The sequence below is a fragment of the Vibrio neptunius genome, from assembly GCF_000967495.1.
Lineage (GTDB): Bacteria > Pseudomonadota > Gammaproteobacteria > Enterobacterales > Vibrionaceae > Vibrio > Vibrio neptunius.
In genome coordinates this window covers 127,775-150,211 of the sequence record NZ_JXXU01000044.1, presented here as the reverse complement: position 1 = coordinate 150,211, position 22,437 = coordinate 127,775, and the positions used below count along the sequence as shown (strand labels likewise).

Annotated in this window: 19 protein-coding genes and 1 pseudogene; 11 read left to right on the top strand and 9 right to left on the bottom strand. The window is 44.8% G+C overall.

The window, feature by feature from the left end:
* Nucleotides 1-118 precede the first annotated feature (118 nt).
* From pepB to fusA, 3 genes are all read left to right on the top strand, one after another.
* Nucleotides 119-1,417, top strand: coding sequence for an aminopeptidase PepB (gene pepB / locus TW84_RS15890; RefSeq protein ID WP_045976610.1), 1,299 nt, complete (start codon nucleotides 119-121; stop codon nucleotides 1,415-1,417).
* Nucleotides 1,418-1,469: 52 nt separating this feature from the next.
* Nucleotides 1,470-1,898: a nucleoside-diphosphate kinase gene (gene ndk / locus TW84_RS15885; protein ID WP_045976609.1), complete on the top strand. Its 429-nt coding sequence runs from the start codon at nucleotides 1,470-1,472 to the stop codon at nucleotides 1,896-1,898.
* A 227-nt stretch (nucleotides 1,899-2,125) separates the two neighbouring features.
* Complete coding sequence (fusA, locus tag TW84_RS15880; RefSeq protein WP_045976608.1) at nucleotides 2,126-4,213, top strand: elongation factor G; 2,088 nt, start codon at nucleotides 2,126-2,128, stop codon at nucleotides 4,211-4,213.
* A 409-nt stretch (nucleotides 4,214-4,622) separates the two neighbouring features.
* Here fusA and TW84_RS15875 read toward each other — a convergent pair whose 3' ends face one another.
* Nucleotides 4,623-5,555: a LysR substrate-binding domain-containing protein gene (locus TW84_RS15875; RefSeq protein WP_045976607.1), complete on the bottom strand. Its 933-nt coding sequence runs from the start codon at nucleotides 5,553-5,555 to the stop codon at nucleotides 4,623-4,625.
* 98 nt (nucleotides 5,556-5,653) lie between these two features.
* On the opposite strand from TW84_RS15875, the gene TW84_RS15870 reads away from it, so the two are divergent.
* Nucleotides 5,654-5,860, top strand: coding sequence for a DUF1127 domain-containing protein (locus TW84_RS15870; RefSeq protein WP_045976606.1), 207 nt, complete (start codon nucleotides 5,654-5,656; stop codon nucleotides 5,858-5,860).
* Here TW84_RS15870 and TW84_RS15865 read toward each other — a convergent pair.
* The 3 genes from TW84_RS15865 to TW84_RS15855 form a co-directional block, all read right to left on the bottom strand.
* A complete protein-coding gene (locus TW84_RS15865; protein WP_045976605.1) occupies nucleotides 5,857-6,765 on the bottom strand; it encodes a LysR substrate-binding domain-containing protein in 909 nt (302 codons plus the stop codon). The genes TW84_RS15870 and TW84_RS15865 overlap by 4 nt on opposite strands.
* A gap of 93 nt (nucleotides 6,766-6,858) precedes the next feature.
* Nucleotides 6,859-8,544, bottom strand: coding sequence for an AMP-binding protein (locus TW84_RS15860; protein WP_045976604.1), 1,686 nt, complete (start codon nucleotides 8,542-8,544; stop codon nucleotides 6,859-6,861).
* 133 nt (nucleotides 8,545-8,677) lie between these two features.
* The gene (locus tag TW84_RS15855; RefSeq protein ID WP_045976603.1) at nucleotides 8,678-9,415 is read right to left on the bottom strand and encodes a helix-turn-helix domain-containing protein; all 738 of its coding nucleotides are present in this window, start codon (nucleotides 9,413-9,415) and stop codon (nucleotides 8,678-8,680) included.
* A 120-nt stretch (nucleotides 9,416-9,535) separates the two neighbouring features.
* Here TW84_RS15855 and TW84_RS15850 point away from each other — a divergent pair.
* Nucleotides 9,536-10,054, top strand: a pseudogene (locus TW84_RS15850) (tetratricopeptide repeat protein); the annotation flags it as partial.
* A 46-nt stretch (nucleotides 10,055-10,100) separates the two neighbouring features.
* On the opposite strand, the gene chrA reads toward TW84_RS15850, so the two are convergent.
* Complete coding sequence (gene chrA / locus TW84_RS15845) at nucleotides 10,101-11,246, bottom strand: chromate efflux transporter (RefSeq protein ID WP_045976602.1); 1,146 nt, start codon at nucleotides 11,244-11,246, stop codon at nucleotides 10,101-10,103.
* 104 nt (nucleotides 11,247-11,350) lie between these two features.
* On the opposite strand from chrA, the gene TW84_RS15840 reads away from it, so the two are divergent.
* The 4 genes from TW84_RS15840 (at nucleotide 11,351) to TW84_RS15825 (ending at nucleotide 16,083) form a co-directional block, all read left to right on the top strand.
* Entirely contained in the window at nucleotides 11,351-12,259 is a 909-nt protein-coding gene (locus TW84_RS15840; RefSeq protein WP_045976625.1) for a LysR family transcriptional regulator, read from the top strand.
* A 378-nt stretch (nucleotides 12,260-12,637) separates the two neighbouring features.
* The gene (ahpC, locus tag TW84_RS15835) at nucleotides 12,638-13,195 is read left to right on the top strand and encodes an alkyl hydroperoxide reductase subunit C (protein WP_045976601.1); all 558 of its coding nucleotides are present in this window, start codon (nucleotides 12,638-12,640) and stop codon (nucleotides 13,193-13,195) included.
* Between the two features lie 198 nt (nucleotides 13,196-13,393).
* Nucleotides 13,394-14,986, top strand: a complete 1,593-nt coding sequence (gene ahpF / locus TW84_RS15830) for an alkyl hydroperoxide reductase subunit F (protein WP_045976600.1) — start codon at nucleotides 13,394-13,396, stop codon at nucleotides 14,984-14,986.
* Nucleotides 14,987-15,480: 494 nt separating this feature from the next.
* Nucleotides 15,481-16,083 (top strand): outer membrane beta-barrel protein, encoded by a 603-nt coding sequence (locus tag TW84_RS15825; RefSeq protein ID WP_045976599.1) that lies wholly within the window; start codon nucleotides 15,481-15,483, stop codon nucleotides 16,081-16,083.
* 31 nt (nucleotides 16,084-16,114) lie between these two features.
* Here TW84_RS15825 and TW84_RS15820 read toward each other — a convergent pair whose 3' ends face one another.
* Both TW84_RS15820 and TW84_RS15815 read right to left on the bottom strand, forming a co-directional pair.
* Complete coding sequence (locus tag TW84_RS15820) at nucleotides 16,115-16,669, bottom strand: gamma-glutamylcyclotransferase family protein (protein ID WP_045976598.1); 555 nt, start codon at nucleotides 16,667-16,669, stop codon at nucleotides 16,115-16,117.
* Between the two features lie 121 nt (nucleotides 16,670-16,790).
* Entirely contained in the window at nucleotides 16,791-18,686 is a 1,896-nt protein-coding gene (locus TW84_RS15815; RefSeq protein ID WP_045976597.1) for a fructose-specific PTS transporter subunit EIIC, read from the bottom strand.
* A 339-nt stretch (nucleotides 18,687-19,025) separates the two neighbouring features.
* On the opposite strand from TW84_RS15815, the gene TW84_RS15810 reads away from it, so the two are divergent.
* On the top strand, nucleotides 19,026-19,868 hold the full coding sequence (locus TW84_RS15810; RefSeq protein WP_045976596.1) for a helix-turn-helix transcriptional regulator: 843 nt from the start codon (nucleotides 19,026-19,028) through the stop codon (nucleotides 19,866-19,868).
* On the opposite strand, the gene TW84_RS15805 is transcribed toward TW84_RS15810, so the two are convergent.
* Together TW84_RS15805 and TW84_RS15800 are read right to left on the bottom strand one after the other, a co-directional pair.
* Nucleotides 19,865-20,641, bottom strand: a complete 777-nt coding sequence (locus TW84_RS15805) for a PTS sugar transporter subunit IIA (protein ID WP_045976595.1) — start codon at nucleotides 20,639-20,641, stop codon at nucleotides 19,865-19,867. The two genes, TW84_RS15810 and TW84_RS15805, sit on opposite strands and share 4 nt — an antisense overlap.
* Nucleotides 20,638-20,940, bottom strand: a complete 303-nt coding sequence (locus TW84_RS15800) for a PTS fructose transporter subunit IIB (protein ID WP_006959770.1) — start codon at nucleotides 20,938-20,940, stop codon at nucleotides 20,638-20,640. The genes TW84_RS15805 and TW84_RS15800 overlap by 4 nt, the downstream gene beginning before the upstream one ends.
* Before the next feature lie 226 nt (nucleotides 20,941-21,166).
* Between TW84_RS15800 and TW84_RS15795 the strand changes: the two genes are divergently transcribed.
* Complete coding sequence (locus TW84_RS15795; RefSeq protein ID WP_045976594.1) at nucleotides 21,167-22,351, top strand: NnrS family protein; 1,185 nt, start codon at nucleotides 21,167-21,169, stop codon at nucleotides 22,349-22,351.
* Nucleotides 22,352-22,437: the final 86 nt, after the last annotated feature.

Here is a 22,437-nt window from a genome sequence, read left to right as displayed (position 1 = left end):
TAACGGGCCTTAGCGCCCGTTTTTTTATCGAATTGACATTTTAGCTCTACAAAATGCTAACATCCGAACGTAAAACAAAATGGCTTGGACAACGCCAATAAGAAGACAAGGAGAAACCATGTCTACACAGATGTCAGTATTTTTGAGTCAAGAGCCAGCGGCACCACATTGGGGAGAGAAAGCAATCCTTTCATTCACGGAAACGGATGCAACCATTCACCTCGGTGAAGGAGATGATCTTGGCACTGTACAACGCGCTGCACGTAAAATGGATTCGCAAGGTATCACTTCGGTATCTCTTGAGGGAGCGGGCTGGGATCTTGAGAGTGTTTGGGCATTTCATCAAGGTTATCGAGGACCAAAGAAAAACAATGCATTAGCTCTACCTGAGTTAGTCGAAACGGCTCAAAGAGAGTTGGACGCACGAATCAAGGCAACCGAGTTCACTCGTGACATCATTAACAAACCAGCTGAAGAAGTCGCACCACGTCAGCTCGCAACTATGGCTGCTGAGTTTATTAAGTCGGTCGCTCCAGAAGGTACGGTTAAAGCTCGAATCGTAAAAGATAAAGACTTACTGGCCGAAGGCTGGGAAGGTATCTATGCGGTAGGACGCGGATCTGAGCGCACATCTGCCATGCTGCAACTCGATTACAACCCAACAGGCGATGAGAATGCACCCGTTTGGGCATGTCTTGTGGGTAAGGGCATCACTTTTGATTCTGGTGGTTATAGTATCAAACCTTCAGGCTTTATGGCGGCAATGAAAGCAGATATGGGCGGTTCGGGCACGATCACTGGTGGCTTAGGTCTGGCAATTATGCGTGGCTTGAACAAACGTGTAAAACTGATTCTTTGCTGTGCTGAAAACATGATCTCAGGTCGAGCGTTGAAGCTGGGTGACGTCATTACTTACAAGAATGGTAAAACGGTCGAGATCTTGAATACCGACGCAGAAGGTCGCCTAGTTCTCGCCGATGGCTTACTTTATGCGAGTGAGCAAAAACCGGCATTGATTGTTGATTGTGCCACGCTGACAGGTGCGGCTAAAAACGCACTAGGTAATGACTACCATGCATTAATGAGTTTTGATGAAGAACTCTCCCAGCAGGCGTTATCTGCAGCAAAAGAAGAGAAAGAAGGCCTATGGCCATTGCCGTTAGCGGATTTCCACCGTGGAATGTTGCCATCGAATTTTGCTGATTTATCTAATATCAGCAGTGGTGATTATTCTCCAGGTGCCAGCACGGCTGCTGCTTTCTTGTCTTACTTTGTTGAGGACTACAAAAAGGGCTGGTTACATTTCGACTGTTCTGCTACATATCGCAAATCAGCAACAGATAAATGGGCTGCTGGCGCAACCGGTGTTGGAGTACGCACTCTGGCTGGCTTATTGATTCAGCAAGCAAACAAATAATTGTGAGAGGTCAATGACCTCCTGAAAAACAAAGAAAATAAAAGGATACCCTATGGCTCTAGAAAGAACTTTTTCTATCATCAAGCCTGATGCAGTAGAACGTAACCTGATTGGTGAAATTTATCATCGCATTGAAAAAGCGGGCCTTCAAATTATTGCAGCGAAAATGGTTCAGTTAACCGAAGAGCAAGCGAGTGGTTTCTATGCTGAGCATGAAGGCAAACCTTTTTTCCCTGCTTTAAAAGAATTCATGACCTCAGGCCCTATCATGGTCCAAGTTCTTGAAGGTGAAAATGCAATTGCTCGTTATCGCGAATTAATGGGCAAAACGAATCCAGAAGAAGCTGCATGTGGTACGATTCGTGCTGACTACGCGCTGAGTATGCGTCACAACTCTGTGCATGGTTCAGATAGTCCTGAATCGGCCGCTCGTGAGATTGAATTCTTCTTCCCACAGGCAGAGATTTGCCCACGCACTTGATTGAAATCGAGTCCTAATCTGATGTGCTGTGCAACCATACGTTAAGCAGCACTCTTGTTCTTAAGAAGGTTGGGGCTGCGGGTTGAATTGACCACGAAGGCTCACCATTTACTGCTAGTATTGGTGAGAAAAGTTTTTTTTATTCACATAGGCACGCAAAGCTATCAGTCTTGACAGATTGTGATATACTCTGCGCGCAATTTATACCTTATAAACAGAGTAAGACAATGGCAGATTTATCAAAGTACAGAAACATTGGTATTTTCGCGCACGTTGATGCGGGTAAAACTACCACCACTGAGCGTATACTAAAGCTTACTGGTAAAATCCACAAAACTGGTGAAGTACACGACGGTGAGTCTACAACTGACTTCATGGAGCAGGAAGCTGAGCGTGGTATCACAATCCAGTCTGCTGCCGTTACTTGTGAGTGGAATGGCCACCGCCTAAACGTTATCGATACTCCGGGACACGTTGACTTTACAGTAGAAGTATACCGTTCGCTTAAAGTTCTTGACGGTGGTATCGGTGTATTCTGTGGTTCTGGTGGTGTTGAGCCTCAGTCAGAAACTAACTGGCGCTACGCGAACGATTCAGAAGTTGCTCGTCTGATCTTCGTAAACAAACTAGACCGTATGGGTGCAGACTTCTTCAACGTTGTTGACCAGGTGAAAAACGTTCTTGGTGCAAACCCACTAGTAATGACTCTGCCAATCGGTCGTGAAGACGATTTCGTTGGTGTTGTAGACGTACTAAACCGTCAAGCTTACGTTTGGGACGAAACTGGCCTTCCAGAGAACTACGAAGTTAAAGACATCCCAGCTGACATGGTTGATGATGTAGAACAGTACCGTGAAGAGCTAGTTGAAACTGCTGTAGAGCAAGACGACTATCTAATGGAAGCTTACATGGAAGGTGAAGAGCCGTCTATTGAGCAACTAAAAGCGTGTATCCGTAAAGGTACTCGTGAACTAGCGTTCTTCCCAACGTTCTGTGGTTCTGCGTTCAAGAACAAAGGTATGCAACTTATCCTTGACGCTGTTGTAGATTACCTACCAGCTCCAGCGGAAGTTGACCCTCAGCCTCTAACCGATCCAGAAACAGGTGAGCCAACTGGCGAAGTAGCGACTGTATCTGCAGACGAGCCACTAAAAGCACTAGCATTCAAGATCATGGATGACCGCTTTGGCGCACTAACGTTCGTACGTATCTACTCTGGTCGTCTGAAGAAGGGTGATACTATCCTTAACTCAGCAACGGGTAAGACTGAGCGTATCGGTCGTATGTGTGAGATGCAAGCTGATGAGCGTAATGAACTTACTGAAGCGCAAGCAGGTGACATCATCGCTATCGTTGGTATGAAGAACGTTCAGACTGGTCACACTCTATGTGATCCTAAGCATGAATGTACTCTAGAAGCAATGATCTTCCCAGAACCAGTAATCTCGATCGCTGTTTCTCCGAAAGACAAAGGCTCTACAGAGAAAATGGGTATCGCGATCGGTAAGATGGTTGCAGAAGATCCATCATTCCAGGTTGAGACTGATGAAGACTCTGGCGAGACTATCCTGAAAGGTATGGGTGAACTTCACCTAGACATCAAGGTAGATATCCTTAAGCGTACTTACGGCGTAGAGCTAGAAGTAGGTGCTCCACAGGTAGCTTACCGTGAAACTATCACTCAAGCTGTTGAAGATAGCTACACGCACAAGAAGCAGTCTGGTGGTTCTGGTCAGTTCGGTAAGATCGACTACCGTATCCGCCCAGGTGAGCCAAACTCTGGTTTCACGTTCTCTTCAACTGTTGTTGGTGGTAACGTACCTAAAGAATTCTGGCCTGCAGTTGAGAAAGGTTTCGCATCTATGATGGAAACTGGTGTTCTAGCTGGCTTCCCTACTCTAGATGTAGAAGTTGAGCTGTTCGACGGTGGCTTCCACGCAGTTGACTCTTCAGCTATTGCTTACGAAATCGCTGCAAAAGGCGCATTCCGTCAGTCTATGCCAAAAGCGGGTGCACAACTTCTTGAGCCAATCATGAAAGTTGACGTATTCACTCCAGAAGACAACGTTGGTGACGTAATCGGTGACCTTAACCGTCGTCGTGGTATGATTAAAGACCAACAAGCTGGTACTACAGGCGTTCGTATTAAAGCAGACGTTCCTCTATCGGAAATGTTTGGCTACATCGGTCACCTACGTACTATCACTTCTGGTCGTGGTCAGTTCTCAATGGAGTTCGGTCAATACGCACCATGTCCAGCAAACGTTGCTGAGCAAGTGATTGCAGAAGTTAAAGAGCGTAACGAGAAGAAATAATTCTCAAGAGTTCGCTAGATAGCTTTGAAAGCCCCAGTCGAATGACTGGGGCTTTTTTTTGTTATGGGAACGGGCTAAGCCCTATGGGTAACGGGAACGGACTTCGTCCTATGGAGAGCTGGAACGCTGCGCTTTCGGATAGCTAGAACGGGCTACGTCCTTCGAGAATTATTGGGTCATTCCATAGAGTGACGAAGGAGCGAGTAGGGAATTTGATCAAGTATCCAATTCGCTTCAATAGATCCCCAACTCACTCGTTCCTCGCTCTCGGGGATGACAAAACAAAGGGTTGGCGCAAAAAACCTCAGCACCGCAAATCATCCCTATTCCCTATTCCCTATTCCCTATTCCCTATTCCCAATTCCCTATTCCCAATTCCCTATTCCCAATTCCCAATTCCCGCTCTGGCTCACCTCGGGCTTTGACTATCGATGATTTCTAGCCCTAAATGATCGATCTTTTTACACTCTTCAGCTTGAGCAAAAATCCACTCACAGAAGCGTTTGATTTTCTCTCTTTTAAAGTAGGCGCGTGGTGCGCACAAGAAATAGTTGTAGTCGGTACGCTGCGCTAGATTACCGATTCTGACTAGCTTCCCTTCATCAATATAACGTTGAGCTAAGGTATGCTTGGCGAGTGCGACGCCTTGAACGGCTAAAGCACCTTCTAATACAAAGTGGGAGCCATTGTATTTCAGTGTTGGCTTAGAGGCTTTGTGACCCACGTTGTTAAGCCAAATCCCCCAGTCTAGGTCACGCCAATAATCTTCAATTAGGTCCGCGCCAGTTAGGTCGCTGAGTTCGTATATGCCGTGTTGCTCTTGGTAGATAGGATGACAAACAGGATAGAGCAACTCTTCAATAAGTAGCTCTGAAGTGATGTTTGGGTAATCACCAGGCCCATATCGAATGCACAAATCAAGGTTAGAGTTTTGAAAGTCAGCCAGCTCGCTGGTGGGCTCAATCATCAGTTCAAGATCTGGGTTTTGCTGTCTAAAGTGGCCAATCCTCGGCACAAGCCAGTGTTGGGCAAAGGAAGGTAATGTCGAAATGGAGAGCTGGTTAGGATTCGGATCTGTATTTATTTGTCGAACGCCATCTTGAATATGTTCAAACCCTTTTCGAGCGTGTTGATAGAGGATTTCCCCTTCTGCAGTAAGGAGTACTCTTCGGTGCTGGCGTACAAAGAGTTCTACTCCTAGAGAGTCTTCTAGTTGGCGTATTTGTTGGCTGATTGCAGCGGCAGTGACAAACAGATGTTCAGCCGCTTTTTTAAAACTGCCCAACTGTGCTGCCGTGTAAAAGTAATACAGTCCTTGTAGAGGAGGGAGGCGATCTTTCACTTAAGTTTTCCTTAACTAAAGGTCAAATTCCATCGTTTGAGAGCGATTCAATATTGTCCGATTATTAAGTCAATTATTACTAAACGCAAGGTGAAGTTATGGAAAATCCAACCAACTCTCTGATGTATCCGATTGAAGTTCGTCTATCTTTAAAACAGAAATTCTTAACAAAGATTAGAAGATGGAGACGAAATTATCGTACTCGCCACCAGCTCGAACAACTGTCTGAACGTATGCTACGTGACATAGGTGTCGAGCAAAAAGAAGCGTTACGTGAATCTCGTCGGACATTTTGGGATGACTAACTCTGATGTTCATTGATTTCATTCTGCAGCCAGTTAACAAACGCTTGAATACGTTTTTTGCGTGGAGAGTCGTCACTATAGAAAAGGTTGAACTGGATGCCCGGTGTCATGCCAATATCAAAAGGTTTGACTAAAAGCCCACGCTCCACGTAATCACTGGCGAGAGAATCAGAAGCAAGACAAGCTCCATGACCAGACATCACGGCTTTCATTGCATGGTCAAAAGTACTGACTTCCATCCAACGAACGGAGTTCTCGCTCATACTGACACCCGCTTGGGCGAACCATGACTCCCAAGGGTAGCCACCTGATTCATAATGAATCAACCAGCATGCTTGAAGCTGAACTGGTTTTTTTAAATTGATCGACTTGGCAAGATGAGGAGAACAAAATGGATAAATCGTTTCCTCAAATAAAAACTCTTTGTGGAAGGATTTGTTACTCTCTATATCGAGTTGTTCTCCTTGCCAGATAGCAAGATCTGCATCACCTTGTTTTAAATTTGGCGCGTCACAGCTGGTAAGGATGCGAATCGGAATATTAGGGTGTTGAGTGGAAAATTTCCACAGCCTAGGTAGTAACCACCTTGAAGCAAAAGAGGGCGTTGAGTTGACGCATAGCAGGCCTTCAATTGGCTCACTTTGGATCTGGTTTAACCCTGTGATAATGTTTTCAAAACCTAAAGAGACATGCTTAAAGAGAATCTTTCCTTGCTCGGTTAGGCGCATTTCCCGTCCATCTCGGACAAAAAGCTTACAGCCCAATCCGTCCTCAAGTTGACGTATCTTTTGGCTGACAGCCGCTTGGCTGATAAAGAGTTCTTCTGCTGCTCTGCTGTAACTGTTTAGTCTTGCGGCTATCTCAAAACAACGTAGGCCCGGCAGGTGATGCAGTCTTGCATCCATATTCATTCCTTTAAATTTGCTCCCTTTTTGTTGAGCATCATAATGACAAATGATAAAAAAGCAAAAAAGGAGAGCTTTCGCTCTCCTTATGTTTTACTCTTCCCAGACAACGAGTTGTCCTTTGGGCCAGTTGTGGCCTACATCATGATATTTCTGCTCAAGGACATGACGTTTGATTTTCAAAGTTGGAGTGAGGATGCCATTTTCAATACTCCAAGGGTCTTTGATCATCAGAACTCCCTTGATCTGCTCGTGAGACTCCAATTCAGCATTCATCCTTTCGACGACTTTCTTCGTTGTTCTCTCGTAGCGAGCGCGATCAAAGTTAGGGAAATCGTGAGGTACCACTAAAAGGATAGGCGCGGGTAATCCAAGGCCGATGAGACACATCATCTCTACGCGACTGTACTCAAAGAGCTTCTTCTCAATAGGCACAGGGGCAACAAACTTACCTTTGGCTGTTTTGAAGGTGTCCTTTTTACGCCCTTGGATGGTCAAGTAACCATCTGCGTCGATAAAACCGATATCTCCAGTATGTAGCCAGCCTTCTGAATCAAACGATTCTTGAGTTGCGATATCATTTTTGTAGTAACCAGAGAACAGACCCTTGCCGCGCACCATGATCTCTTCATCATCCGCGATCTTAAGCTCGATTCCTGGACCTGCATTACCGACTGAGCCAATTTTATCCGCTCTGAATGGATAATTGAGGGTACTGTAAGCAAAGGACTCGGTCATTCCCCAAGCTTCGGTGATATTGAGGCCTACGCTATGGTACCAACTCAGTAATGCTGGCGAGACGGGAGCTGAACCACAGCCCAAAACACGAGCCTGATCTAGACCAAGACCGTCTGCGAGTTTCTTTTTAATCAGTGAATTGACAAAAGGAATTTTGAGCAAAATATTGAGTTTTTTCTGCGGGAGTTTGTCCTGAATACGTTGTTGGAACAAAGTCCATAGACGCGGTACAGAGATAAACAGCGTTGGGCGCTGCATTTTTACGTCTTCGATGAAAGTATCAAGAGACTCTGGGAATGCAGTGGTAACCCCGCCCATGATAGAGGAACCAAAGATATATACTCGTTCAGTGATATGAGCCAGCGGTAAATAAGAGAACAGGCGGTCATTTTCTTGAATACCGATATGGTTTATCAATTGTTGTACTGACCAACTGAAAGCACCATAGGTCAGCATGGCACCCTTGGGCAAGCCTGATGTACCTGATGTATAAACCAATGACATTAGCTTGTCATCATAATGTTCTGGTCGATCTTTACTCGGCTGAGATTGAGCGATTAAGTTATTAAAGTTGTGCTGACATTGAGGGGCAGTGTCATAAGGGAGCGAGATGCTGATAAGATTTGGCATTGCATCCAGCACTTGTTGAGTTGCGGTAGCATCATCAAGTTTACCGCCAATCAGTGCTTTACTTTCACTATGGGTGACGCAGTATTCAATTGTATCTGCTCCGGCTGTTGGGAAGATGGGAACACTGACAAAGTCACCCAGCATCAACGCTAAATCACAAATGAACCATTCTGCGCAGTTTTTTGAGACTAAAGCAATCTTATCTCGTGGTTGCAGACCTAGTTCCTGCAGTGCGGCAACCAATTTCAGTGCTTTGTCAGCGACCTCTGCATAGGTGAATTCGACAAATTGACGATCAATGATTTGTTTGAGATACACTTCATTCGGGCGTTCCTCTGCCCAGCGAAGGATCATTTCATTTGGTGGCGGGAGAGCACAAGTCGTTTTGCTTAACTCGTTAGGCTGAATCATTTTCTAACTCCATGTTATTGGCAAAGTTATGATATTTTTATTGTTAACAGCTTGTTAACTTTAGCATGCAGGAGTTAAGAGAGGGAAGCATTAGGCAAGAGTTGAACAGGAACTTGTGACCGTGGCGTTAAAACTAATGGAGCTGGCGGTAGATAGCTGGACTTAGACCTGTTTTTTTCTTGAAAATACGAGAGAAATACGACACATCATTGTACCCACATTGGAAGGCAATAAAGGAAATCTTCTCTTTCTTTTTCTCACTAAGTAACTGTTTAGCAAGACTTATTCTTTTTATGGTAAGGTAGTCTCTAAAGCTGACTCCTATCGATTTATGAAAAAATTTAGAGAAATAGGTAACAGAGTAATGACAGTATTCTGCAATATCTTCTTCACGAATAGTTCGTGAAAGGTTTTTGTCAATGTATCTAAGAATTTCGACTAGGTCTTTGCTGATATTCTTTTGCTCAGATATCGCCGGAAGTTTATGGATCTCTAAGATCTCTTTGTGTTGATTGAACTGGTAGTGGACTTGCTTGCTGAGCTCTTCTGCCCAAGGTTTTACCGATTTTCCATTAAGATCAAGCGTTGAAAACACGATTTCCAATTGCTTAACTTCTGGGTCCAGATGTTCTCTATAGAGCAAGACAAGATGCTTATGTAAGTTCTGACAAAGCTTTGCAGTGGTTAGAAATAGAGAATCAAAATTTTCTTCATAGAAAAAAAAACAGAAATCAATATCGGACTCACTCAATACGGAAACGTCATAGCCGTAGTCGAGGAGATGAAAATACCTCTCTAGATCCCTCACCGTATCTTTATCAACGTAACTTATTGATTGGCCTAACCAATATCCTTTATGTAACACATCCACAGAAAGCGTATTCCCAAGTGATTGTTGCCGTGATCTACTAATAAGGTTAGGTGAGAGGTGGATAATCTCAACTATGACTTGTTTATCCATTTTGGCTCTAGCGGAGTCAAACTTTAAAAAGTGGTTGACCTCAAAGTCGATAAATACTCTCCTGAATACGCTTACATGGGACTCGGAGTTATTGCCGACCTAGATACTGAGCATAAATTTTTCGAGGCTTTTTATAAGCAGGCACTGAGTATTAAGCCAGACTCGATTAAGACTTTGATAAACGTAAGCTACTCCTTTTATATGTCAGGAGATTATCGCAAAGCGCAACGTTTCGTTTTGCAAGCATTGAAAAAAGATCCTGACAACGAAAAGGCACTGAATAACCTTGCGTTGATTTATTTAGGTAAAGGGGAGATTACTCGTGCTGAGAATGTGTTCTCTAAGCATATGGATAAACCTGAAGCATTAAATAATGTCGGGTATTTTTTGATCTTGCAGGGTAAGCCCGATAAGGCAATTCCATACTTACAGCAAACCATTGATAGCAAAACTTCTTATTGCAAGGTAGCGAATGAAAACCTTGAAAAAGCATTGGCAATGGTAATGGAAGAAAAAGCAGCAGAAGTTGCATCCGTGGCTGAGCAATAAAAGGAGAGCTAACGCTCTCCTTTTGGCTTATTGTATTTCCTCGTCTTTAAGTAAGATAGCCACCTGCAATGCCCGCTGCCATAAAGAAGATGACCATTAAGACAATAGGCAGGTTCAACTGTCTAAGCAGATAAAAACCAACCAGAACCAATGAAATGTCGATTGAATTTATCACCGCGCTGCTGAAGACTGGTTGATAGAGAGCGGCAACCAATAAACCGACAACGGCTGCATTTACGCCGTTTACGGCGCCCGATACTTTGGGCATCTTGGCTAAGGATTGCCAGTTTTTCAGTACACCTAAAAGCAGTAAGAAGCCTGGTAAAAAAACACCGAGAGTGGCAATCAATGCACCTACAATAGGCGAATGGGGTAACAACTCATAACCAATGTAAGTAGCAAAGGTGAACATTGGCCCCGGTACTGCTTGAGCCGCAGCATATCCTGTTAGGAAAGCATCCTGACTGAGCTGATCACCGACAATATTCTGTAGCAATGGCAAGACAACATGTCCCCCGCCGAATACCAAACTGCCTGCTTGGAAGAAATTACTGAATAACTCCAGAGCAGGTAAGTTTTGAGCAACAAAAGGCAGGCCAATAATCAGTATGATAAATAGAACAAGAGGAAACACCGATGGTTCAAAATGTGCCTGAGGTTCTTGCTCTTGATTACTCAGGTACTTTATACCGAGAGCTGCGGCCATAACCAGAACCACTACTTGGGTAGCAATACTGGGGAAAACCAATAGTGATATGGCGGTAACTAAACAGAGAGTGACCGATAGCCTATCTTTACAGAAGCTCTTGTACATTCCCCACGTGGCATCTGCTACAACGACAACCGCTAACAGCTTCAGACCATGGACAATACTCTGGAATATGGACATTTGCGTTAGCTCACTGCTGAGGACAGCGAGCGCTAGCATGATAAGGACTGATGGAAGGGTGAATCCTAAAAAAGCCATGCAGGCGCCGGGTAATCCGCCGCGTTTGTAACCGAGAGCAAAGCCAACCTGACTGGAGCCTGGCCCTGGCAGAAACTGACTCAGAGCGACAATTTGTGCGTACTCTTTATCGTCAAGCCATTTGAGCTTTTCAACAAAGGTATTGCGAAAGTAGCCGATATGGGCTGCCGGACCGCCGAAGCTTATCCAGCCAAGCCAAAAAAAGGTTTTAAAAATAGACAACATTGTCTGGTTACTCATAGAACAAATACTGCACATACTGTAAGAAATGCACTAAAATGATTCAAATTAATAGTTTTAATACAGCATATGAACTGCATGGGATTACGATGAGAGAGTTTAGTTGGAAAGGTGTTGACCTCAATCTCTTGGTCGCTTTTCAGGCGTTATATGAGACAAAAAGCGTTAGTCTCGCTGCTCAGGAGTGCTATGTCAGCCAATCAGCTATGAGTCATACACTACAACGCATGCGTACTTTATTTGATGATCCTCTCTTTAAACGTGTGGGGGTGCGTATGGAGCCGACGCAGCGCTCCCATGACATAGCTCCACTTGTGAATAATCTCTTGGCTAGCATTCAAAACGACGTATTGAGTAAGAAAGGTTTCGACCCTCAAAGCTACAGTGGTGTGTGGAAAATTGGGTTGACCGATTACGCTGAGCAGCTCTTTGCTCCGATATTATTTGATGCCATTAAAAACGAATCGCCTCACTCACAAATTAGTTTTTTTAATGTTAACCGTAGCAACTACCAAGCGATAGCAGATAGTGAGCATATCGACGCAATCATTGGCAGTATTGATGGCCATAGTCGCCGTTTCACCTCGCAATATCTCTATTCTGAACAGCATTTGTGTTTGTTTGACCCTCTTACCTTTGAGCACCAGAATCCTATGACATTGGAACAATTTGTGTCTGTCGAACATGCGTTAGTGAGCTCAGATGGTAGTTTAGAAACTCAGGTAGATAAAAAACTGGCTAAAATGGGCCACGAGCGAAGAGTGGGGGTAGCGTCTCGAAATTTTTTGACCATTCGGAAGTTATTGATTGGCCGCAAGATGGTTTGCATCATCCCGAAAAGGTTTGCACAACTGGAAATGTATAATTACAGCTTAACCGCGGTTGCAGCTCCCTTGGAAGTACCAGATTTCGACATTAAATTATTGTTTCTTAGTGCTAACCAGTATGAAGAAAAGAGTATCTGGTTGCGCAATATTATTACACGTGTTGTGAAATAGGGGGCTTGATAGATAGTGGGTTAGGGCGGTCCTCCGATAGCGGAATACAGTGCAACTTAGGCGGAGTTAAGCGGTATCGTTAATACATCGTATTATTCTACTTGATTTGCTCATTTTCTATCGCCCCTGATAGCTTAATTGATGATGATCCTTCTTTACCATTACTTAGTCATAGCGGTACTACCAAAAATTGACGGTAAGGTTATTTACTCTTCCCTTTGTTGCTTCCATCACTCTGGTTTTTCTCTCTAACTCCATAGGCATTTCCTATTGGAGCAATAGAAACGTCCAAGTTTACCTATTAACCAGGTCACGGCAAACTATCTACATCGACGCAAGGCAGCGTTCAAACACTAGAGTTAATAAGAGAGTACAGTCATGATCAACACACAAATTAAACCATTTTCAGCAACAGCATTTAAAAACGGCGAGTTCGTAGATATCACGGAACAAGATGTAAAGGGCAAGTGGGCCGTATTCTTCTTCTACCCAGCTGATTTTACTTTCGTGTGTCCAACAGAATTAGGTGATTTAGCCGATCACTACGAAGAGCTACAAAGCCGCGGCGTAGAGGTCTACTCTGTATCAACTGACACACATTTCACGCACAAAGCGTGGCATGATAGCTCAGACACGATCGGTAAAATCAACTACTACATGGTTGGCGACCAAACTGGCACAATCACAAACAATTTCGGTGTGATGCGTGAAGGTCAAGGTCTGGCAGACCGAGCAACATTTCTCGTTGACCCTGAAGGCACTATCCAAGCAATGGAGATCACTGCGGAAGGTATTGGTCGTGATGCAGAAGATCTCATGCGTAAGGTAAAAGCAGCACAGTACGTAGCAGCAAATCCTGGCGAAGTATGTCCTGCCAAATGGAAAGAAGGTGAAGAGACACTCGCGCCATCTTTGGACCTAGTAGGCAAAATCTAACACTTTAGCGGTTAGTCAGAACATTTCGTTCTACCTCATTAAAGGCACGTCATGTCCGCGCTCCTAAAGGGCTTGGCGTGCCGCCATCAAACTTTAAATCAATAGAAACAACATCGCTAACTTGCGACCCTTTTTGCTATTCCTTTTCACGGCAAGAGCGCATTTGTTGTTATATAGAATGAACAGATAGGCACGACTATGTTAGACCAAGCGATGAAGCAGCAGCTTAAAGCATACCTAGAAAATTTAAAAACAGACGTTGAGCTCATACTGAGCTTGGACGAAAGTGAAACAGCACGCAAACTTGAGGTATTGGCAGATGATATCGCTTCACTGACAGATAAAATTCAAATTAAACGTGATGATAATGCCAGTTCACGTAAGCCAATTATGCAGGTGGTGAACCAGACAAAAGGTACTGCGATTGGTTTCGCTGGTTTACCTATGGGACATGAGTTTACCTCGCTTGTATTGGCGCTGCTCCACAGTGGTGGACACCCAATTAAGCTGGAAGCGGATGTGATTGAGCAAATCAGTCAATTAAGCCAAGCTTTGAATGTTGAAATCTTTATCTCACTATCGTGTCAAAACTGCCCGGAAGTGGTTCAGGCATTGAATACCATGTCTGCGATTAACCCTTTAATTAAAACCACTATGATTGACGGTGCGGTATTCCAAGGTGAAGTTAAATCACGAGATATCATGGCGGTACCCAGTGTCTTTATTAACGGGGAACTATTTGGTCAAGGGCGCATGTCACTAGCTGAAATTCTCAATAAAGTAGATTCCGGTGCTGCAGAGAAAAAAGCGGCAAATCTGACTCAACAAGCGCCATTTGATGTTCTTGTTGTAGGAGGAGGACCTGCTGGTTCCTCAGCCGCAATCTATGCGGCACGTAAAGGCATTCGTACTGGCATCGTTGCGGAACGTTTTGGTGGTCAGGTGATGGACACGATGGCGATAGAGAACTTTATCTCAGTGAAAACAACCACGGGGCCTAAGCTGGTGGCGAGCTTAGAGGAGCACGTCAAAGATTACGGTGTAGAGGTGATGACGGAGCAGCGTGCAGCGAATATTGTCGATGCAGAACAGACAGCAGACGGATATATCCATCTAGAGCTAGAAAGTGGTGCGGTTTTACGTGCACGTTCTGTCATTACCAGTACCGGGGCTCGCTGGCGTGAGATGAAGGTTCCGGGTGAACAAGAATACCGTAATAAAGGAGTGGCTTACTGTCCGCATTGTGATGGGCCTCTATTCAAAGGTCAAAAGACTGCGGTCATTGGTGGCGGTAACTCAGGTATTGAAGCTGCGATTGATCTCGCTGGCATCGTAGAGCATGTGACTGTTCTTGAGTTTGCCGACACACTACGTGCTGACCAAGTACTGATCGACAAAGCGAACTCAACACCGAATATAGACATCATCAAGATGGCACAAACTACCCGCGTATTGGGTGACGGTAACCGTGTAACAGGTCTGGAATACAAAGATCGTCACACTGGCGAGTTGAGACAAATTAAACTCGCGGGCATTTTCGTCCAGATTGGCTTGATGCCAAACAGCGAATGGTTGAAAGGTACTCATGTTGAGCTATCGTCACGTGGTGAGATTGAAATTGATGCTCATGGTGCAACATCAATGAAAGGTGTCTTTGCTGCCGGAGATGTAACCACTGTTCCTTACAAGCAAATCATCATCGCTATGGGTGAAGGAGCGAAAGCAAGCTTAGGGGCCTTTGACTACTTGATTCGTACACCTGAGCCCCAAAAGGTAGCGGAAATGTTATAGAAAGTCACTGTCTATACTCATTTGCAAACATTTGTCGGCTTTTCGACACCACCATGAGCTTTTACCACATGGTGGTTTTTTCATTTTATTGCATTGTCAGTGAACATTACGCTGATAGTAGTATTTAGTATAACGATGATGAATCAGTGACTGCGCTGCTCAGTCAGCATTGTGACTAAGATTAAGCCGAAGACACAATTCCGCCAATCGAGAAGTGTGGAGGTTAGTGATGCTCAAAACGTTAACTGCTATGGCGTAACTATCAACAAGTGTCTGCTCACCGGGTGTTGCTTAGGTATATTGGCATTGTTGTCGTCATATTGTGTGCTCTTGTCCCCCCCTTTCTACTAAGGTTGTACGACAATTGTTCGTATTTGTTTTATTAATGAGATCTTGATCAATATATCGTTTAATGATGGTTTTGTTTTTTATTGAGTTCCCTATAGTCGCGCGAGAAATTTTGTGATGTATATTCAAAATATATGGGAATAATAATGAAAAAGAAGTTACTCGCAGCTCTAGTCGCTGCAGTTTCATTTCAAGCAGTGGGTGCGGAAAACGTAGATGCACAGCAGGCAGAACGTGGTTACCTAAATGATGGCTGGTATCTAGGTGTAGACATAATTGATACAGATGTTAATGCGACAAACTGGGATGGGGCGAGCTCTGCAGGTGAGGTGTCATCTACCAGTGCGGCGCTAGCAATTGGCTATAACTTCCATATCGCTGACTCATTTGTGGTTGGTCTAGAAGCTGAGTACGCGCATTACGGGTCTTTTGATATTGCCCTGAAAGGTGATACTGCGGTGAATAACCTTGAGTTTTCAGCGTTCAACTTGAATGTGAAACCTCAGTACTACTTTGGCCATTCAGGTTTCTATCTAGGTGGAATCTTTGGAATCGGTGGTGTTGGTGGTGAAAACAAGTCCAACGGTTCTGAGGCTTCTGGCTCTTCAGTGCTTTATGGTGTTGAAGCAGGCTACGCATTCAATAATAATTGGAGCATTAATGCTGGATATCGAACAACAACGGCTGAGTACGATAATGCAGACTTCGATATGGACACTTTGTTCTTAGGCTTAGACTATAAGTTCTAACCACTTGTATTAGCGAATTGAAAAGGGAGCATTATGCTCCCTTTATTAGTTTATCAATCAGTGGATAATGGTGTGCTTCTACACCCGCGAGGTTGCTATACTTAGGCGCATGCCGGTCATCTTCCGTCGGGAAGTGCCAGCCGATGGTGTGTTCAATAAATTGTTTGGCAAACTGATCGGAAATTTCCAGACAGCCTGCTAATACGGTATCGATATAGGTTTGCATGATAGGGCTCAGGTTACATGGTGGTTCTGGGTTGTCTTTGATATACATCCAAACCTGATCATTGGCATGAAAAGGGTTATCACACTCAAGCTGTGAATGGGGCACTTCCACTCGATGGTAGCCTCGCTCGCGAACATCAAATTCACTCAGCTCATCTTCGCTGATTTCGAGTAGTACTCCATTGACTAATCCTTCGCCTTTATTTACTACCAGTGGTGAAAGGATATAACTGTCATCCACTTTACCCCAGTAGCGTTTGAAGCCATGAACAATGGCGGGCAAAGCTTGCGCGGTTTTTCCTGTCAGTTGTCTCGATGCGGAGTTCATTAAACTGCCGTAACCAAAGATGTAAATTGCCATGTATTTTTCCTCTGTGTTCAACAAACAACCTAAAGGTTTTTGCCACAAAAGAAAAGACCCCGTAAAAACGGGGTCTGAATAGCGCGCAAAATAGGGGATCGCGCTTAAAGTGCTCAAATGATTAAGCAGTTGCTAGCTGTGCTTTCGCTTTACGCATCTTCTTAAGTGAAATGCAGGTCAGGGCGGTCACGAATGTACCCGCCGCCATGCAAAGCAGTGCCATCAGTGGTAGGTTCATTGCGCCAAGCAATGCGACAACAGGCCCACCGTGCGCGACGCTATTGGTGACACCAAATGAGAATGCCATTACGGCCGCTACCATAGAGCCAAGCACGTTAGCAGGTATCACAGACATTGGGTCTTGCGCGGCAAATGGAATCGCGCCCTCTGAGATACCGACCAAGCCCATGGCGCCAGCCGCTTTACCAGCTTCGATTTCTGATTCTTCAAATAGATTGAATTTGCGACCAAGGAAAGTGGCTAAACCCATACCAAGAGGTGCTACAGGAATCGCACACGCCATAGCGCCCATAAATTGCGTCTGACCACTGGCGATCATTCCGACAGAGAACAAGAATGCGACTTTGTTGAACGGCCCACCCATATCAAAACCAGCCATACCACCTAAGACAATACCCAACAGAATCACACTGCCAGTACTCATGCTGACTAACATCGCGTTCAGGCCATCCATTAAGCTTGCAATAGGTGCACCGATGACGAAGATAAACAGGCTGGAGATAAACAAAGAACCTAAGATTGGTGCAATCATAATAGGCACTAATGGCTGAATAAATTTATGGTAGTTGATGCTCGTCAGCCATTTGACAAAATAGCCAACCAGTAAGCCTGCAACGATGGCGCCGATAAAACCTGTACCAGCTTCTGCACCATAGAAAGAACCATTGTTCGCAATCCAACCGCCAATTAATCCAGGTGCGAGACCCGGACGGTCGGCAATCGCATAGGCGATGTAGCCCGCTAAGATAGGGATCATTAAGGTAAACGACACCACACCGACATCGAGAACTTTTTGCCACATGCTGCCTTCAGGGATTGCCATACCCGCAGACGTTGGCTCGCCACCAATGGCCAGCGCGAGAGCGATCAGCAGGCCACCTGTGACCACAAATGGAATCATGTGTGAAACGCCGTTCATCAGGTAACGGTATAAATCGCTACGGGCATTCGAAGAGGCTGTTTCAGTCGTTTGGCTTTCTTCACTCGCTGTATAGAGTGGTGCTTGTAGCGCTTTTTCTATTAAACCCTTAGCATCGCTGATAGGGGCTTTGACGCCTGTCGTGATGACCTTTTTTCCCGCGAAACGATTCATATCAACCTGTTTGTCACAGGCGACAATGATAGCGTCAGCATTAGCTATCTCTTCTGAGCTCGGTGTGTTTTTGACCCCGATAGAACCATTGGTTTCGACCTTGATTTGATAGCCAAGTTCAGCGGCGCCTTTTTCTAAGGCTTCGGCAGCTAGGTATGTGTGCGCAACGCCTGCTGGGCAGCCGGTAACACCGATTAAAAAGCCTTGATCGGCTTCTGGGTTATCTTGCAGATCTTGTGGTTTGGCGAGCAGTAATTCTAACGCTTCTTCAGCAGAATTGGCCTGCATAAAACGTTCGATAAAACCTTCTTCGATCAGTTTTGAAGAGAGTTCAGCCAGCACCTCGATATGGTGGTCGGCACCTCCATCAGGAGAGGCAATCATAAAAAATAGTTTACTCGGCTGACCGTCTTCTGCGCCGTATTCTATCCCTTGGCGGCTAATACCAATCGCGACAGCAGGTTGGGAAACTGCAGCGCTTTTAGCATGAGGCAGCGCAACGCCATCTTCAAAGCCTGTGTTGCCAATCTCTTCTCGAGCCTGAATGTCGTTGAGGAATTGCGCTTTGTCACTGATGCGGTGGTTGTTGTTCAGCAGTTCGATCAGTTCTTCGAATACTTCTTGCTTGGTTGTTGCTTGGAGATCTAAGCAAATCAACTCTTGATTGATTAAGTCTGTGATCATCTCGTTTACCCCGATTGGTTCCGATCTGTGCGGAACTTGTTTTTTATCTGAGGATAATTGTGGGTTATTCAGTCAAGGATTTTTAGTGTACCAGAAATGCATTTACTGGATTATTGTAACTATAGATTTAGAGTGTGATCGAACTCAATTATTGATTTAAGTGTAATTAGTTTATTTTGTTTTCAATTAATCATTAAATATCATATATTTATTGTTTTTATTGAGTGTTCATATCTTTGAAAGGAAAAATACAAATCATAAAAACTAGAGTATAGTAACCTCGATTTTATATGTTTTTTGTTGATGGAAGTCACGAAAAGTGATTATTTGAGAGGGGCTATGAGTCATATATTCCATGATTTACTCGATAATGTTATTCATGAACGGGAGCATTTTAGTCGTATCTGGTTTGCTGCAGACAAACTCACACCCCCGGCTTTTAGTTATCAGGTGAACTTTCCGCGGCTTGAGCTCGTTTTAAGTGGCGAGTACCTCAATCAACTTGAAGATCCTGAACAAGGAATTGCGGACATTAGCGTATTGAGTGGAGACGCACTCTATATTCCTCCTAACTGTTGGAATAAACCGAACTGGGAGAACGAATGCTCGGTACTGAGTTTGCTGTTTGGCCGTCGCCAGTTAGGTTTTAGCTTGGTGAGCAAACGTGCAGGGGAAAGCGGTTTCTATGACATCCAGAAATATTCTGTACCGACCCGAACTGGGCATGCTGTCGATCATATTTTGCAGGCATTGAATGCGTTAGCGCAGGAACCTCAAAAAGCTCCGATGGATGAACATTTGCTGGTGGCTCTGCTCAGCTACTGCCAATCAATGCTACAAAAGCCTGATGGCCGTTCGAAAAGCCACAGTGAAGATCTTTACCAAGGGATTTGTATTTATATTCAAGAGAATTTTCATCGTGCGATTACCCGTACATCGATCGCTTCGCGTTTTAACGTTTCTCCCAATCACTTGTCGCGCTTGTTTCGCCAACAAGGGCATATGACACTGGCCGACTACATCACCTGGGTTCGAATTGACCGTGCTAAGTTTATGCTCAAGCGCTATGACTTCCGTCTACAGGAAGTGGCGAACCGTTGTGGTTACGCAGATGCCAACTATTTTTTTCGGGTGTTTAAGAACAAAGTCGGTATGACGCCGAGCGAGTATCGGGCGAGCTAGGCTTGTGCCAACTTATGAGTAAGGAGTGCTTTTAACGCCTGTGGTTCGTGGCTGGTGCGCAGCAACTGACAATAGTCTGGATCCAGCAATGAGCGAGTCAGGCGCGTAAAGGCTAGCAAGACATCACGTGAAGCGTTATGTGGTAGAGCGATAGCGATGATCATACTGACGCCACCCTGAACTGGAGAGTTCCAGTCTAATTCTTCTGTCAGCGATACAATGCTGATACTTGGGATATCAATCGCTTCACTCATGATGTGAGGAAGGGCGATACCATGCCCGATAGCGGTTGAAGAGGTCAGCTCTCGCTGAGCAAACTGTTCGCATATCAGAGCAGGGTTTGAGCTGGTAATGCATTTTGTCGCGAGGCTGAATGCCGCTGACTTAGTGTCAATCTCACTGTGATGGTGTAAGTAGCTAAGTGGAAAATCGAGATGAAAAGTAGGTAGATTGCTGAGCAGCGCAATATTGGTTAATTGGTTACTCTTATGCGCAGTATTGACCAAGGTGAACTGATCGCTGATGAAATTAGTAAACACCATGCAGGCCAATTCTGCATCGGAGCCTTCAATGTGTATCTGACATAAATCGAACTCCTGACTGCCCAACGACATGATTTGCAAAGGGTGCTCGATATTTGCTCTTTCCCACTTGGTGACATTAAGTAACACGACCACCGAGCGAAACATCCCGCTCAAGGCCTTGAGTCGATTGATTTTCCAACTGGCAAATCCATCCTCGGGGAGAACGAACGTAATTCGACGCTCAATCACAGTGATTTGCACCTGTCGAGAACGGCATCAACATTGGTCAAAACTTCTTCAATGGTAACAACATGGATTTTACAACCAGTGAAGCGCGCACGCTGTTCTATCTCTATATCTGAAGCAATCAGAACCAAATCTGCGCGCATGATATCTTGAGCGGAGAGAGGGTTTTCAATCCCCATTGCACCCTGAGTTTCGACCTTGATCTGCAAGCCTTTTTTAGGTGCAGCTTTACTCAATGCATCGGCCGCCATGTAAGTATGAGCAATACCGGTAGGGCAGGCGGTAACAGCAACAATTTTCATCTAAAACCTCACTATGTCCAGGAGGGTTATTGTCAACTTCTGACGACTTGGGTCAATGATTCATATCTTCAAAATTTGTATCTCTATTACTCTTATGTGTCTTTATGACCTTATTTTTCGGAGTCATAAAGACATGATTTTTTTTAAAGTATTGAATTTCAGTTGATTTAACACTGGAATAAATATTGCTGTTAGATACTTAGATTCAATATTTGGAGTGACCATTGTGCTCAATATTACTGACAAAAAAGTCGAAGAAGCCATTCCGCCGATTTTACGTTTGGGATTCCGGCCCTTCTTTTTGCTTGGGGCCGTTTATGCTGTTATTGCTGTAGCCTTGTGGGTATGGATGTTTCAAAACGGCCAGCCTGCGGCGTTAAGAGTGCCAGCTTTGTGGTGGCATGTGCATGAGATGTTGTTTGGTTTCTCGATGGCTATTGTGGTGGGGTTTGTCTTGACCGCAGTCCAAAACTGGACTGGAATCAATGGCACCAAGCATCATAGATTGGCGGTACTGGTTGGTTTGTGGTTGCTTCCGCGCGTGCTGTTCTGGACACCTGCACCTTTGTGGTTGATTTCAACTATTGAGGCTCTGTTTATTGCTTTTGCAGCGTATGAAGTTGGCACTCGAGTGATCAAAGCCAAAGGGTGGAAAAATCTATTCTTTGTGCCCTTGTTTGTTCTCGCTATTGTAGCGAACTTCGCCAGCTACGCGACCATTAAGGGGATGCCGCCGTTTCCTTCTTCAGCGGTCTGGCAGGCAATGTTGTGGTGGTTTACGATTTTACTGTCGGTGATGGGCGGGCGAGTGATTCCATTCTTCACAGCACGGCGATTTAACTTTGAGAAACCACAGCCGATGACTTGGCTTGAATGGACGGCAAACCTACCGCTGGTCAGTTTATTTATTGTGAGCTTTTTCCCTGTCACTTTTGCTCAGCTAGGGCCTCCTCTGATGGTCATTTCTGGTTTAGCACATTTAGTACGTGTGATGAGATGGCAGCCGTGGCGTACCGTTAAAGAGCCGTTAGTGTGGGCACTGCACTTAGCTTACTTGTGTATTCCGGTCAGCCTATTATTAAGAGGTTTACTCGATAACCCATTTGCGGGCCACAATATGTTGCATCTGTTTGCGATTGGAGCGCTCGGTGGTTTGATACTGGCGATGATAGCCCGTGTAACCATGGGGCATACTGGGCGAGCAATTTATCAGGGGCCAAATATGGCGTTAGCGTTCGCTATGCTGACGGCTGCTGCGGTAGTTCGTAGCCTTGGTGTGTTTCTTTGGCCAGCTCAAATGATGTTGATGATCGATATCAGCGGGTTGTTGTGGGTGCTGGCGTTTACTCTGTATGTGATTAAGTTTGGCCCTATGTTGCTAAAAGCGAGAGTTGACGGTCATCCAGGTTAAGTAGGTGACGGCTGTATTCGCGTGCAGATCGATCCACTTAGCAGAAAAATAAAAAGGGTTGATGCTTACACATCAACCCTTTTTCT